Origin of the sequence: Streptomyces sp. T028 (assembly GCF_048159505.1) — a bacterium.
Classification (GTDB): domain Bacteria; phylum Actinomycetota; class Actinomycetes; order Streptomycetales; family Streptomycetaceae; genus Streptomyces.
This window is the reverse complement of sequence record NZ_JBLRVZ010000019.1, coordinates 306,705-320,993: the sequence shown is the minus strand read 5'-3', so window position 1 is coordinate 320,993 and position 14,289 is coordinate 306,705. Positions and strand designations below refer to the sequence as shown.

General features: G+C 68.6%; 11 protein-coding genes and 2 pseudogenes. 8 read left to right on the top strand and 5 right to left on the bottom strand.

The genetic code is table 11. The features are described 5' to 3' along the window. Positions 1–369: 369 nt before the first annotated feature. The 6 genes from ACLZN2_RS19990 to ACLZN2_RS19965 all read left to right on the top strand — a co-directional run bounded on the left by ACLZN2_RS19990 (position 370) and on the right by ACLZN2_RS19965 (position 9,912). On the top strand, positions 370–1,788 hold the full coding sequence (locus ACLZN2_RS19990) for an MFS transporter (protein WP_416979870.1): 1,419 nt from the start codon (positions 370–372) through the stop codon (positions 1,786–1,788). 94 nt (positions 1,789–1,882) lie between these two features. Beyond that, positions 1,883–4,318: a beta-glucosidase family protein gene (locus tag ACLZN2_RS19985; protein ID WP_416979867.1), complete on the top strand. Its 2,436-nt coding sequence runs from the start codon at positions 1,883–1,885 to the stop codon at positions 4,316–4,318. A 55-nt stretch (positions 4,319–4,373) separates the two neighbouring features. Then, the gene (locus ACLZN2_RS19980) at positions 4,374–5,000 is read left to right on the top strand and encodes a TetR/AcrR family transcriptional regulator (RefSeq protein ID WP_416979865.1); all 627 of its coding nucleotides are present in this window, start codon (positions 4,374–4,376) and stop codon (positions 4,998–5,000) included. Positions 5,001–5,297: 297 nt separating this feature from the next. Then, complete coding sequence (locus ACLZN2_RS19975) at positions 5,298–6,101, top strand: SGNH/GDSL hydrolase family protein (protein WP_416979863.1); 804 nt, start codon at positions 5,298–5,300, stop codon at positions 6,099–6,101. A gap of 110 nt (positions 6,102–6,211) precedes the next feature. Beyond that, positions 6,212–8,602 (top strand): SpoIIE family protein phosphatase, encoded by a 2,391-nt coding sequence (locus ACLZN2_RS19970; RefSeq protein ID WP_416979861.1) that lies wholly within the window; start codon positions 6,212–6,214, stop codon positions 8,600–8,602. A 404-nt stretch (positions 8,603–9,006) separates the two neighbouring features. Next, the gene (locus ACLZN2_RS19965; protein WP_416979920.1) at positions 9,007–9,912 is read left to right on the top strand and encodes an IS481 family transposase; all 906 of its coding nucleotides are present in this window, start codon (positions 9,007–9,009) and stop codon (positions 9,910–9,912) included. 550 nt (positions 9,913–10,462) lie between these two features. On the opposite strand, the gene ACLZN2_RS19960 is transcribed toward ACLZN2_RS19965, so the two are convergent. Then, entirely contained in the window at positions 10,463–10,861 is a 399-nt protein-coding gene (locus tag ACLZN2_RS19960; RefSeq protein ID WP_416979859.1) for a HAMP domain-containing protein, read from the bottom strand. Positions 10,862–11,488: 627 nt separating this feature from the next. On the opposite strand from ACLZN2_RS19960, the gene ACLZN2_RS19955 reads away from it, so the two are divergent. Next, positions 11,489–12,001 (top strand): DUF6232 family protein, encoded by a 513-nt coding sequence (locus ACLZN2_RS19955; RefSeq protein WP_416979857.1) that lies wholly within the window; start codon positions 11,489–11,491, stop codon positions 11,999–12,001. After that, positions 11,998–12,129 (top strand): hypothetical protein, encoded by a 132-nt coding sequence (locus ACLZN2_RS19950; protein ID WP_416979855.1) that lies wholly within the window; start codon positions 11,998–12,000, stop codon positions 12,127–12,129. The genes ACLZN2_RS19955 and ACLZN2_RS19950 overlap by 4 nt, the downstream gene beginning before the upstream one ends. Positions 12,130–12,338: 209 nt before the next feature. Here the strand turns inward: ACLZN2_RS19950 and ACLZN2_RS19945 are convergent. From ACLZN2_RS19945 to ACLZN2_RS19930, 4 genes and pseudogenes are all read right to left on the bottom strand, one after another. After that, positions 12,339–12,473: pseudogene (locus ACLZN2_RS19945) on the bottom strand (IS256 family transposase); the annotation flags it as partial. 36 nt (positions 12,474–12,509) lie between these two features. After that, positions 12,510–12,809 (bottom strand): hypothetical protein, encoded by a 300-nt coding sequence (locus ACLZN2_RS19940; RefSeq protein ID WP_416979853.1) that lies wholly within the window; start codon positions 12,807–12,809, stop codon positions 12,510–12,512. A 115-nt stretch (positions 12,810–12,924) separates the two neighbouring features. Then, positions 12,925–13,261, bottom strand: a pseudogene (folE, locus tag ACLZN2_RS19935) (GTP cyclohydrolase I); the annotation flags it as partial. A gap of 311 nt (positions 13,262–13,572) precedes the next feature. Next, on the bottom strand, positions 13,573–14,271 hold the full coding sequence (locus tag ACLZN2_RS19930) for a hypothetical protein (RefSeq protein ID WP_416979851.1): 699 nt from the start codon (positions 14,269–14,271) through the stop codon (positions 13,573–13,575). Positions 14,272–14,289 lie beyond the last annotated feature (18 nt).

The window sequence follows — 14,289 nt, the reverse complement described above, 5'->3', positions numbered from 1 at the left end:
TCACGCTAAATCCCACCGGCTCAGAGGCCTACGGGAGCCGCACCCGCCCTCTTGTCCGCCCCGCCCTCGCCTCACAGCAGAACAGCCGAGACGAGACAGGTTGACAAGCCGAGATGCCACTCCCAGCATGACCGCCACGGAATTGAAAGGTTCCAACCAGCGGGCACGTTTGCGCCGCTGCCCACCCCTCGGACGCGTCGTTCGTCCCGTACGAACCTCCCCCACCGTCACGACGAGGTCCCCCAGGCCCCACCGCCGCTCACCACCCTCCCTCCGAAGAGAGGCCACATCGCCGTGCCTTCCTCCACCACGCCCTCGCCATCACCCGCGACCACACCGGCACCAGCGGCCAAGACCCCCCGAGCCGGCATGGGCGCCCGTCTCGCTCTCGTCGCCCTCGCGCTGATGTGGCCCACCCAGCTGCTGTCGCTGGCCGGCCTGCTCGGCGGCAACGCCCAGGCCTCGGTGGCGATCCACTTCCGCACGACCGAAATCGCCTGGTTCATCCTGGTCAACGCGCTGGTCGGCACCGTGATCGCGCCGTTCGTCGTGAAGCTCTCCGACTTCTACGGCAAGCGCAACGTCATGATCGTCATCACCGTCGTCGGTCTCGTCGGCGACATCATCGCGGCTCTGGCCACCAACTACACCACGCTGCTCGTCGGCCGTGGCATCGCCGGCTTCTACGCCCCCATCGCGGCCCTGGCCTACGCGTCCGTCCGTGAGCTGTTCCCGCCCAAGCACGTGGGCGCGGCCAGCGGCATGATCGGCAGCGGCATCGCCTTCGTCGCGATCGGCGGCCCCTTCCTCACCGGCTGGGTCATCGACACCTTCGGGTGGCGGGGTGTCATGTGGTCGCTGGCCATCGCCACGGCCATCGGTCTGGTGCTCCTGCTCACGATGGTCCCGGAGACCCCGCACCGCGCGGAACGGACCAAGGTGAACTGGCTGGGCGGCGTCCTCCTCGGCGGCGGCGCGGCGGCACTCACGTACGGCATCGGCAGGGGGGGCGAGTGGGGCTGGACCGATTCCAGCACCCTGTCCTACATGTTCGGGGGCGTCGCGGCGATCCTGCTCTACGTCGTCTCCGACCTCAAGGTCGCCCACCCGCTCTTCGACCTGACGATGGCGTCCCGTCGTGGCGTCTGGTCCGTCTTCCTGGCCACCGCGCTGATCGGCGCGACCATCTTCGGCACCGGCATCATCGGCCAGCTTCTCGTGCTCTACCCGAAGATCCCCCAGGTCTCCGACGGGCTCGGCATGACCGCCACGCACTACGCGGTGATCGGCATCCCCGCCAGCATCCTCATCCTGGTCGTCGGCTTCGGCACCGGTGTCGCACTGCGCAAGATCGACGCCCGCCTGCCGCTGGCGCTCGGTGCCGCGTTCGCCGCCGTCGGGTTCCTGCTCCAGCGGAACTGGCACTACACCAGCGTCCAGCTCATGCTGCTCGGGGTCTTCTCCGCGATCGCCATGGGCCTGATGGTGTCCTCCATCCCGGTCCTGATCATCGAGGCGGTCAGCCCCGAGGAGCAGGCCACCGCCAACGGACTGCAGAGCATGGCCCAGGGCGTATTGACGACCATCGTCACCCAGATCGTCTACGTGATCCTCGCCAAGGACAGCACGGTGCTCCAGGGCACCCGCTTCTACCAGGACGCCGGCTACAAGAACGCGATGCTGTTCGGTGCCGTCCTGGCCGTGGTCGGACTGCTCTCCGTCGCCCTGGTCCCGAAGCTCAGGCGTGCCGAGGAGGTCGAGGCGGGCGAGGCCGTGGCCGCCGCCTGAACACGTCCCCCTCTCCGGGGCCGCCGCCCGACCACTGCCCCGTCGCGGCGGCCCCGGATCCCCCACCCGCCCGCCCGAAAGGCAGGAACGGCCCATGACCCGTCGACAGACGGTGGACGAAGCGGACCTCACCCGGCGCCTCGACGCCATGTCCCTCAAAGAGAAGGTGACCCTGCTCACCGGCGGCGACGCCTGGACCCTGACACCGGTCGTCGCCGCCGGCCTCGCTTCCCTCGCCCTGTCCGACGGACCCGCGGGCCCCCGCGGTACCGCCTTCGGTGACGCCGTGACCCCCTCTCTCCTCTTCCCCAGCCCCACCTCCCTCTCCGCCGCCTGGGACGAGGAGACCGCGTACGAGGCTGGTCGGCTGATGGGGCTCAAGGCCCGGCAGATGGGCATCCACGTCCTGCTCACCCCCACGGTCAACCTGCACCGCTCGCCCCTGGGCGGACGGCACTTCGAGTGCTACTCGGAGGACCCGCTCCTCACCGCCCGCACCGCGGTGGGCTTCGTCAGGGGCCTGCAGGCGACCGGCGTGGCCGCCACCGTCAAGCACTTCGTGGGCAACGACTCCGAGACCGAACGGACGACGTATGACGCCCGGATCGACGAGAAGACCCTGCGCGAGACGTATCTGGCTCCCTTCGAGGCCGCCGTGAAGGAGGCCGGCGCGTGGGTGGTGATGGCCGCCTACAACGCGGTCAACGGCACGACGATGACCGAGAACGAGGAACTGCTGAACGGCCTGCTGAAGGAGGAGTGGGGCTTCGACGGCGTCGTCGTCTCCGACTGGCAGGCCACCGGCTCCACCGAGGCCTCGGCCCTGGCCGGTCTCGACCTGGTCATGCCGGGGCCCGACGGGCCGTGGGGCACCGCGCTGCTGGCCGCCGTGGAAGACGGGCGGGTTCCCGAAGCCGTGATCGACGACAAGGTCCGGCGCATCCTGCGGCTGGCCGCCCGGGTCGGCGCGCTGGACGGCGTGGACGCGCCGGAGTCCGCGCCCGTGCCCGAGGACGTCCGCTCCCGCATACGGGATCTCGCGGTCCGCGGTTCCGTGCTGCTGCGCAACGACGGACTGCTGCCCCTGCGCCCGGACGCCCTGCGCAAGGTCGCCCTGATCGGTCCCAACGCCGTCCGTTTCGCCGCGCAGGGCGGCGGCAGCGCCCACGTGACCCCCGAACACGTCGTCACCCCGCTCGAAGGGCTGCGCCGTGCGCTGGGAGACGGCGTCGAGATCACCGTCCACCAGGGCGCGTTCCCGCATGCGAGGCTCCTGCCGCTGGGGGGTGGCACCGCCACCGACCCGGTCAACGGTGAGCCCGGTGTACGGCTGGAGTACCGGTCGGCCGACGGGACCGTCCTGTCCGAGGAGCACAAGGCCCCGGCAGCCAACTGGTTCCCGCTCCTGCTCGCCGACGAGGTGACGGAACTGTTCGTACGGACCCGGCTCACGCTCCGGGAGTCCGGCGTCCACCGGCTGTCGGTCATCGGCCCCGGCCACATCACGCTGCACGTCCCGGGGCACGCACCGCAGACCCACGAACAGCTCCAGGACGACGACGACATCGTCTCCCTGGCGCTCCGCCCGCCGGCTCACACCTTCGCCTTCCCCGCGAGCAGGGGCGAGACCGAGATCCTGGTGCGCTTCCGGCCGCAGCGTCACCTGCCGTACCCGATCACCCTGCTGGGCCTCGGGTACGACACCCCTCGCGGTACCGACGAGGAGGAACTGGACGCGGCCGTCACCGCGGCCGCCTCGGCCGATGCCGTCATTCTGATGGTCGGCAGCGACGCCGACACCGAGACCGAGAGCGTCGACCGCGCGACCCTCGCCCTGCGCGGCCGACAGAACGACCTCGTGGAACGAGTCTGCGCCGCCAACCCGCGCACCGCTGTCGTCGTGAACGCCGGCGCGCCCTACCTGCTCCCCTGGGCCGACCGGCCCGCCGCCCTGCTCTGGTCCTGGTTCCCCGGCCAGGAGGGAGGGGACGCCATCGCCGACGTCCTCACCGGCTCCGAGCCCGGCGGCCGTCTGCCCACCACCTTCCCCGCCGCCGAAGCCGACGTACCGGTCCTGTCGACGCGGCCGGTGGACGGAACGCTGGACTACTCGGAAGCCGACCTGATCGGCTACCGCGCCTACGCCGCGCGCGGCACCACGCCCCTCTTCCCCTTCGGCCATGGTCTGTCGTACACGACCTGGGACTACCAGGACTTCGTCGTGACCGGAGACATGGAACGCGGCCTCTCGATCCGCGTCACGCTCCGCAACACCGGGACACGTGCGGGCCGCGAGGTCGTCCAGGCATACCTTGCCCCGGCCGACGACGAGCCGCAGCGTCTCATCGGTTTCGCCGCGGTCGAGGCGGCGCCGAGCGAGGCCGTGATCGCCACGATCACCGTGCCGGCCAAGGCCCTCACCGTCTGGAGCGCGGCCGGCCGGGTTCCGCGTTCCGGGCCGCACCGGCTGCGCGTCGGGCGTTCGGCGGCCGACCTGCGACTGACCGCCGCCGTACCTCGCGCGTCGTGATCACGATCGGCTCCCCGGCGAACCCCCGCACCCATGAGTGAAGTACGGTCTGACCGTGAGCACACCACGCAAACCCAGGGGCCCCTATCGCAAGGGACTGGAGCGTCGCAAGCAGATTCTGCGGGCGGCTCTGGAGGTCTACAGCGAGCAGGGCGACCGCGGCTCGTCACTCAAGGAGATCGCCGACCGTGTGGGCATGTCCCAGGCAGGTGTGCTGCACTACTTCGACTCCCGGGAGGACCTGCTGCTGGCTGTGCTGGCCGAGCGGGACGCCCTGGACACCGAAGCGGTCGTCGATGTGATGTCGCCGGGCGAGGCGGTGGCCCGGACCGTCGGTCACAACGCCCGGCAACCAGGTCTGGTCGACCTGTTCGTGACCCTGTCGGCCGCCGCGTCGGACCCGGAGCATCCCGCCCACGCGTTCTTCAAGCGGCGGTACACGGAGCTGAGCGCGCAGATCCAGAACGGCCTGGATCACGGGCAGCAGCAAGGACGGATCCGCGGGGACGTCGACTCCGAGCTCATGGCACGACTGCTGCTCGCGGTGTCCGACGGCATCCAACTGCAGTGGCTCCTGGACCCGGGCGTGGACATGACCGTGTTGGTCGAGGCGTTCAACCGGATGTGCGCCCCCGACGTGGGCAAGAGCCCGGGCAGCGAGCCGGTCGGCGAGGACGGCTGACACGCGCGTCTGTCCGTACGGGGAGAACAGCCGCGCCGACGTCGACTCGGCGATGCCTCAAGCACCTACGCCCTCCGCGGCGCCCCCTCCACCCTGCCGGGGGTGGTCATGCCACATCCGCGACCACCGGTCAGCCAACGCGGTCGCACGCACGCAGCGCCGAGCATGGCGGTACCTTTCCGTACCTGGGCATGCGACGCGAGCGAAGAACGCCCGCCACGAGGCCGTTCCGGGCGGTCCGCCGACGAGGTCGAGCGAGCCGCACACCATGAGCACGCGCATCACAGACGAGGAACAATGAGCTCGCACTTCCGCCATCTCGCGGCTCTCGGGAGCTCGTTCGCCGCAGGCCCCGGGATCGAACCGATCGCGAACCGAGCGGCAGGGCGCTCGGCACGCAACTATCCTCACCTGGTCGCCCGGCGGCTCGGCGCCGAGCTGACCGACCTGACGGTGTCGGGAGCGACGACCGAAAACGTCCTGGACGCTCCGCAGCGCCGTATGCGGAGGGAATTCCCGCCGCAGCTCGAAGGGGTGCCCTCAGATGCGGATCTGGTGACGATCACGGTGGGTGGCAACGACCTCGACTACATCGGCAGCATGTTCATGCTCGGCATCGCGGGCCGGCTGTCGTCCTCCCCCTGGACCCGGCCGCTGCGGGCGGTGCTGCTGCCCGGACCCGACGTGCCGAACCCGACGGCCGAGACAATCGAGCGGGCCACCGCCCGCCTCTGCCAGGTGGTCGAGGCGGCGCGTGGCCGGACACCCGGCGCCCGGATCCTCCTCGTCGACTACCTGAAGGTCATCGGGCCCGGCACCCGTCCCAGCCGTGCGGCGCCTTTCGACGAGGCCGGCATCGACGCACTGAGGCGGCTGGGAGAGACGGTCTCCCAGATCTTCGGGGCCGCCGCATCCCGGTCGGGTGCGGAGCTCGTGCGGATGGGGGAACTCAGCCGTGGGCATGCACTGGGGTCCGCGGATCCATGGGTGAGCGGACTGCCGGACCGTCTCCGTCATCTCGGGAAAGTGGCGCCGTTCCACCCGACCGCGGAGGGCATGCGGTCTGTAGCGGACGCCGTCGTCGAGCACCTGAAGACGTGAACGCCGTCGCCGGGAGGTCCGTGCTCGGCGAGAACGAGCTGTTCGGGTCCCTTATCGAAAACACCATACTGAAATAAAGCACTCCAACCGGTTCAGAGCGGACATCGGCCATGCCCCTTCTCTCATCCAACAACCGGCCGTCCGCCTTCGACGGCCTGGCCGCAGCCGTACTCGATGACAAGGGGACGATTCTGCGCTGGACCGACTCCGCGGCGGCTCTCACGGGGCTCACCACCGACGAGGCCTGCGGCCACCCGGTGTGGGACCTTCTGGTCCGCGCCCACGGCACCCCGGCGCGACGCCTGCGCGGAGGGTCCGCGATTCCGCCTCGCGGCTGGGCGCGCATCCGGCAATCATCCGGCGCCGTCGTCGAGGTCGCCTTCCGCACGACACGTTTGACAGGCTCACCCGACTTGCTGGTCCTGGCAACCCCCTCACGGGACGTGACCGACCGTGACCGGGGTGTTGCACTCCTCGACGCGCTTGTTTCCCAGAACAGCATCGGGATCACTCTGTACGACACCGACCTCTCGATCGTGCAGACCAACGCGTCCTCCGATGTCCTCGGCGGCCCCGGCGTCCCGATCGGCAGCCCCGCGGACGATGTGGTGTCCTGGGATGACGCCAAGGACATCGAGTACACGCTTCGCCAGGTTCTGGCCACCGGCAAACCAGCGTTCGACGGCGAGCGATGGGTGCGGCTACAGCACGATCCGGCACTCCGGCGACGCCTGTCGCTCCATGCCTTCCGGCTGCAGGACTCCCAGGGCAACCCCACCGGCGTGGCGGTGATGCACATGGACACAACCGAGGAACTGCTCGCCCGTCGGCGACTGGGCCTCTCCCACGAGGCGGCCGTACGCGTCGGGGCCTCGCTGGACGTCCGGCGCACCGCGCAGGATCTGGCGGACGTGCTCGTGCCGGCCCTCGGCGACCTCGCGGGGGTCGAACTGGCGCAGGCCGTGTTCGACGGCGCCGACCCTCCGCGAGGACTGGGCGGGGGAGATCTTCACCTGCGCCACGCCGCGCTGGCACCGGCCGCGGTCGGGCCTCTGACCGGCATCGACCTCGGTGACGAGCTTCCGCCGGTCCCCGACAGCCCTCTGCTGCGCGGCCTCCAGCAGGGCAGGACAGTCGTCCTCGGACGTGAGGAACTCATCGCCATGCTCGGAGATCCCCAGCTGGTCGAGCTTCTCCTCCCCAAGTCCTTCCGCTGGGTGATGCTGGCACCCCTCTGGGCACGCGGTTCCCTGCTGGGTGACGTGACGGTCTGGCGCATCGACCGGTCCGATCCCTTCACCCCGGAGGACGCGGACCTCCTGACCGAGGTCGCCTCGCGCGCCGCGCTCGCCCTCGACAACGCCCGGCGGTACACCCGCGAACACCGTGCGGCGGTCGCCCTGCAGGAACGCATGCTTCCCCCGGCCACCACCGACACCCCCGCCGCCGAGACCGCCGGCGCCTACCTTCCCGCAGGCGACGGGGCGGACATAGGAGGCGACTGGTTCGACGCTCTGACCCTGCCCTCTTTCAGGGTCGCTCTCGTCATCGGCGACGTGGTCGGCCACGGCATGCACGCGACCGCCGGCATGGGGCGGCTTCGCGCCGCCATCCAGACTCTGGCCGATCTCGAACTGGAACCGGAGGAAGTACTCACCCGAACAGCGGACCTGGTCCAGCGTCTCACGGCGGAGGCACCGCCCGCGGAGCAGGACGGCGTCGGGGCCACCTGCCTGTACGCGATCTACGACCCGGTCACCGGGCGCTGCACCATGGCCAGTGCCGGTCACCCGCCCCCCGTGGTCATCCACCCCGACGGGACCGCGCACATCGTCGCGGTCTCCGCGGGACCTCCGCTCACCGTCGGCGGCATGCCGTACGAGACGACCACGATCGACATCGAGCCCGGTAGCGTCCTCGCCCTCTACACGGACGGCCTGATGGATCGAGACAGCCGGGACCTCGATGAGGCGCTGCGCCGGCTCACCGCCCGTCTCGTCTCGTCATGCGGTCCGGAAGCCGTCCTGGCGGACGCCGGCCACGCCCTGCTCGCCGACCTCGCGGTCCAGCCGCGACGCGACGACATGGCCCTCCTGCTGGCCCGAACACGGTCGATCCCGAAGGAGGCAACCGCTGTGTGGGAGTTCCGGGGCGATCCCACCGTAGTGTCCGAAGCCCGGAAGCTGACGGCCCGCCAACTCACCGCGTGGGGGCTGCAGGATCTTGTTTTCACCACCGAGCTCATCGTCAGCGAGCTGGTGACCAACGCGATCCGCTACGCGGGCGGACCGGTGGGGCTGCGACTGATCCGCCACGACGTCCTGGTGTGCGAGGTGACCGACCCCAGCAACACCCAGCCCCGCCTGCGGCGTGCCCGCACGACCGACGAGGGAGGGCGCGGCTTGTTCCTCGTCGCTCAGCTCACCGCGCGCTGGGGCTGTCGATACGGCCAGAACGGGAAGACGATCTGGGCCGAACAGCCCATCGACAACGCCCGCTGAGGCGTCCTCCCCACACCGGCCACACGACGCCGGGGCTCGCCGGTGAACCACGTACGGGGGCGGCCGAGATGAGACGCTCCGGTCTTGACGGAGTCGGTTTGCCGCACAACTGACCTTCCGCAGCCGATCGCATCCCATGAAGTGGTGCAGCGGGATGTTGGCCATGAGCCTTGATCGTGGACACACCAGCGGCTGGATCCTGAGGATCTGGGAACGGACATCTGGTGGTCGTGAAGTACTATCCGCCGCAGTTCAAGGTGGACGTATGACGGCGGAAGTGCAAAGCTCCCCGCAGTATAAAACTGCCGATCATCATTGACACCTGGGTCTCCGATCACTACGGAGATCCACATGCCGAAGTCCACCCCACCACCCCGCCGCTTGACCGTGAGGCCAAGCGGCGCCTGGCCGTCATACGCCACGTCGAAGAGGTCACCGGGAACGTCGCGATGTCCTGCCGGTACTTCGGGATCAGCCGGCAGGCGTACTACACCTGGTACCGCCGCTACCAGGCCGAAGGCGTCGAGGGCCTGCGCACCCGCTCCAAGGCGCCGAAGACCTGCCCGAACGCGACCCACGTCGAGGTGGTCGGGAAGATCATCTACCTGCGGCAGAACTACCACTTCGGCCCCGAGAAGATCGCCATGTACCTCAAGCGGTACCACGACGTCACCATCAGCAAGTCCGGCGTCTGGCGCATCCTCAACCGCCTGGACATGGGCCGCCTGCCAGCCTCACAGCGCTACAAGCGCCACGACCGCCGGTGGAAGCGCTACGAGAAGCAGCTGCCCGGCCACCGGGTCCAGATCGACGTGAAGTTCATCGAGCCCCTCGCCTCGATGCCACAAGGGCGCCGCGGCGGCCGCAACAAGTACTTCCAGTTCACCGCCATCGACGACTGCACACGGCTGCGCGTCCTGCGGATCTACCCGACGCTGAACCAGGCCACCGCCATCCAGTTCCTCGACTACGTCATCCAGCGCCTGCCGTTCCAGGTCGAGGTCATCCAGACCGACAACGGCGCCGAATTCCAGTCCGCCTTCCACTGGCACGTCCTCGACAAAGGCATCGCCCACACCTACATCAAGCCCCGCACCCCACGCCTGAACGGCAAGGTCGAACGCTCCCACCGCATCGACGCCGAGGAGTTCTACCAGCTCCTCGACGGCGTCATCATCGACGACGCCGAGGTCTTCAACGACAAACTGCGCGAGTGGGAGGACTATTACAACTACCATCGCCCCCACGGCGGCCTCGGCGGCCAGACCCCCTACGAACGCCTCAAGCAGAAGACCACGGCCCAGGCGTAACCGGTGATCGTCAGTGGCACATTGACAGACGCAGTCGCGCTGTACAAAGGCTGGGCAGCGGGTGATGCGGGAGCCACCGGACTTCACGGCCTGATGGAGGTCGGTTACTCGGGAGCCCCTAGTTGAGCAGACCGTAGACGATGCTGCTCGTGGCAGTGGTAACGGCCGGAAAGCCCCACTCCAGACCAAGATCCGGACCATACCCGGGCCAGCGCTTCGAAAACTCCGTCGCCACAAGCTGTTTCAGCTGGTCAGGCGCATGGAAAGCCGGTACCACCAGCAGACGAAGAACCTCCTGGTGTCGTACTCGCCGAAGAAGCTGGGCTTCTTCTAGACACAGACAAAGGGCGCCTGACCTGGGCAGATGCCCGCCAGGCGCCCTTATCGACCCACGCCTGGGCCATGAGTCGAAGAGCGGCCTTACTCCCGATATCTCCCACCGGTATCCCAGCTCTGACCAGCTGTTCCGCGGCATTTCCGGGCCAAGGTCCCGTTAACGCGTTCTCCGCGCCGTCCACCGGCTCCTCCCACCGCCGCATGGATTCCTCGATCAGGTTGTTGGCGCGGTTCCGGGCCTCGGCCAGGAACTTGGCGTAGTAGCGGAAGAGGGATTCCTGTGCGTCGGGATCCGGTTGGTGTCGGCCGTGGTCGCGAGCACCTCCACGACGATGCGCGCCATCGTGTTCATCGACTGCTGCAAGGACTCGGCCATCTCGTTCACGGTCAGGCTCAACTGGGCCAGCTCGTCGGCACCGATCCGGGGTGACCGTGCGTCGAGGTCGCCGTCGGCCAAGCGGCGTGCGGTGTCGCGCAGTTCACGCACCGGCCGCAGCACGCTGCGCGCGGCCAGCAGCGCCGCCAGCGGCAGCGCCAGCGCGGCGGTTCGGGCGGCGGAAGCGGTCAGGTCGTCGATCTGTTGATGCCGTGGTTGGCGCTGGCGCCGGAGCATGCAGGGCAGAGGACCAGAGGACCAGCACGGTGACGTGGGAGCGTGCGTTATCTGGGGTTGTCAAGCGTTCTTGCAGTACAGAGGTGTGGGACCACGCAAGGCATGTTAGGCCTGTGTGAGCCCGGGCGGTCGGCCAGGGGCGACGGGCAATGTCAATGTCCGAAGTTGCTTGCACTGATGTCCGAACTCATCCGCACCGGCATGATTCGGTGCGTCGCATCCGGTTGGGCACACCCCACCACTCCATGCGTCACCCTCCCCGCAATGAGCGTCAGCCCGGCGCCTGCGCCTGGGTGTCGCCGATACGGCTAACTCGACCGTAATGTAGGCGACTTCGAGGTATCCGGAGAGGCCACAGTCCCCTGCACTTGACGACGAACCCCCAGCTCACCCGTGCAGGAGCAAAGCAAATTGGCCGTATCTCGTCTGCCGTCCCACGACCCCACACAGGCTTAATGATGCTCCCGCGCCACGCACTGCACGCCGCGCGGGTGGTTGTGACGACAGCACGGGGGGACCATGGATCACACAGGCGGCGTGGGCGTACCACCTCCCGGGACACCTCCCGGGCCTCCGCCACAGCTTCCGCCCCGGCCCCCGTCTCAGCCGCCTCCTCAGATACCGCCGATGCCGCTGCCTCCCCGCAGGGGAAAGCCGCTGGAACTCCGGGTCCGTCGGCAGATCCTGTGGGTGGGGTCGGCGGCGGTTCCGTTGCGCAATGTCAGCTGGGTCGAAGTGTTCAGGCTGAAGCCCGCCTGGGGCAAGGCCGGCGTCCACTTCCTGCTGTTGGTGGTCTTCGCCTTCTTGGTCTCCGCCTGGCGCGACTCCACGGACGGGGGCGGCGGGGGCGGCGGCCCTGCCCCGGGCATCCTGACCCTGTTCACCCTGGTCGTTGTCTGCGCCGTCCTGCTCTGGTCGAGGAAGCCGGTGCTGGTCGTTGAGCTGAACAGCGGTTCCAGGGTGGTCCTGACCCTGCCGACCATGGATGAACTGCGGGCGATCGCCGGGCAGATCGTGTACGCGATCGACCACCCGGAATACGAGTTCTCCGCCGTCCTTGAGCAGTACAACACCACGAACAACTTCGGTTCCGTCGTCAACATGAACGGCGGCAGGGGAAACACGGGGATCAGACTATGAGCGACACATCGAACTACTACGGGGACGTCGTCAACGTGAACAGCGGCGAAAAGGTCATCGGCATCAACCACGGCACCGTCGTCCACGACGACGGCACCGCTCAGGACACCGAGCTCCAAGCGCCGTGACGGACCTCACCTGCCTCCTCAAGGACCTGCGCCCGGAGCTCACCCGGACCAGGCCCAGACCGTGGAGAACGCGCTGCCCGCGCTCACCCCGACCGGGCCCTGCGTGAGCGCGGCATGATCCTGGCGTCCGTCTCGCAGATCGCGGCGACCGTGGGCGAGGTGGGTACGGTCATGGCCTACGCCGTAGGCAAAGCAGCGAACCCGGCCCTTGAGATGGCGGCCGAGTACTGGTTGACTTCGGCTTCCAGGGCGCCGGCGAGCATCCGGCGGGCGCCCTCGCGTACGATCTCGTCGCTCAGGGAGCCGGACTCGGTGGAGCCCTCGTCGGTGACTACGCTGAGCACGAGCGTGCCTCCCCGCCCCGCGCTGCGAACGCGGGCCTACCCGGTGACCATCACAGGATCGTTCGGATAGGTACGCCCTCCGCGTCCCTCCCACGGGCTGATCCACGGATCTTGAGCATTGCTCTTGACCGCCACCGCGAGCTGTTCGACGGCAGCATCCAGATCCACGGCGGTCGCCTCGGCCCGGTTGGCGTGAAACTCCTTCCCGGCCATGTAGGACCCTGCCAGGCCCAGCAGCACCGTCGTCACCACCTGTTGTTCAGCCGCCCCACGCAGCACAGGCACGCAGCCTCGCGCCGGCACACCGATCGGCACCCGCGAGACCAACAACGACATCCACCGGCCCGGCTTGGCATGTCGGGCTCACAAACAGGCACTGACGTGCAGGGCAATGGCTGGCACCGCGGCGAGCAGAAACTGCTTCGAGCCGGCCACGTCGACCACGTACGTGTCAGCGCGCCAGAATCAGGCTCATCGCTTCCGCACGCGTCGCTGGTCTGCGGAGCTGCCCGCGCACGGCTGAAGTCGTCGTCCGTGCGCCGGGCTTGCGGATGCCGCGTGCTGACATGCACATGTGCTCCGCTTCGACCACCACGATGGCGCCGCGCGCCCAGTATGCGCATCAGCGCGTCGGCGATCTGCCCGGTGAGCCGTTCCTGGACCTGAAGCCTGCGTGCGTATACCTCCACCAGCCGGGCCAGCTTGGACAGCCCGGTGACTCTGCCATGCTCAGCGGGGATGTAGCCGACATGCGCCGTGCCGCGGAATACCAGGAGATGATGCTCGCAGCGAAGCCGGTGTACACGACTCGGGTCGGGCCGAAGCCGAGGCCGGTGCTCTTCTTCTCGTGCAGGCTCTGGCTGAAGGCGTAGCCGATCGGCACAACGTAGGTGGCCAGGAAGCCGAGCAGGAAGGGCAGTGTGAACAGCAGCCCCTTGTAGGCTCCCCGGCTCCCGGTCCGGCGGGGGGAGGACCGCCGGACCGGGGAGTCGGTCGCGACCTTCGCGGGTCGCGTGAGGGTGGACACGGGTGTCTCCAAGTGAGAAGTGAGTCGGCTGTCTCCTGAGGCGCGGGGATCCGCTGCCCCGCTCGAGGGGCGTCAGCTGCCCGCGACCGCCTTGATGCCCTTGCCGTTGAGGTCGTCGACGGTCCACTTCTGGATGCTGGTCAGCATGTCCTCGACCGTGAGCTCCTTCTTCATGACCTTGCCCCACTGCTTCTGCATCTCGGAGTACATGGCCGCGTAGTTCGGGCCGTACTGCCACTGCTCACCGACCCGCGAGGCGGCGGTCGTGATCACGTTCGCGCTGTCGGACTTGCCGTTGAACATCTCGGTGGGGATGATCTTGTCAACGTACGGGGAGACGTCGGTGACCGCCGGGAAGAGACCGGACTTGGAGGCGGGGTCGGTGAGCGTGGTCAGCGACTCCTTGCTGCTGGACAGCCAGGTGGCGAACTGGGCGGCACGGTCCGGGTACTTGCAGCCCTTGAGCACGGCCAGGACGTCGAAGTTGCTGGAGGTCTGCGGCTTGGCGGTGTCGAAGACGGGCGAGTCCGCGAGCTGCCACTGGCCCCGGGACTTCGGGAAGTTGGTGCTGTAGATCGGCAGCTGCCAGGTCGAGGTCGTCATCGCGATGGTCGTACCGAGGTCCCACGTCTTGAAGACACCCGGGTCGGCGTACGAGGCGTTGGAGGCGAGGTCGTTGTCGACCAGCTGCTGGACGATGTCCCCGGCCTTCAGCGCCTCGGGCGAGGTGAAGTCGACGACCCAGTGGTCGCCGTCCACCTTGGATGGCAAGGGATGCGATGTTCGCTT

Bases quoted from the DNA above. Each gene is read 5' to 3' on its own strand.
- ACLZN2_RS19970 (WP_416979861.1), top strand. From the start codon at position 6,212: ATGCCCCTTCTCTCATCCAACAACCGGCCGTCCGCCTTCGACGGCCTG.
- ACLZN2_RS19975 (WP_416979863.1), top strand. From the start codon at position 5,298: ATGAGCTCGCACTTCCGCCATCTCGCGGCTCTCGGGAGCTCGTTCGCC.
- ACLZN2_RS19940 (WP_416979853.1), bottom strand. From the start codon at position 12,809: ATGTCGTTGTTGGTCTCGCGGGTGCCGATCGGTGTGCCGGCGCGAGGC.
- ACLZN2_RS19950 (WP_416979855.1), top strand. From the start codon at position 11,998: ATGAGCGACACATCGAACTACTACGGGGACGTCGTCAACGTGAACAGC.
- ACLZN2_RS19990 (WP_416979870.1), top strand. From the start codon at position 370: ATGGGCGCCCGTCTCGCTCTCGTCGCCCTCGCGCTGATGTGGCCCACC.
- ACLZN2_RS19985 (WP_416979867.1), top strand. From the start codon at position 1,883: ATGACCCGTCGACAGACGGTGGACGAAGCGGACCTCACCCGGCGCCTC.
- ACLZN2_RS19960 (WP_416979859.1), bottom strand. From the start codon at position 10,861: ATGCTCCGGCGCCAGCGCCAACCACGGCATCAACAGATCGACGACCTG.
- ACLZN2_RS19955 (WP_416979857.1), top strand. From the start codon at position 11,489: ATGCCGCTGCCTCCCCGCAGGGGAAAGCCGCTGGAACTCCGGGTCCGT.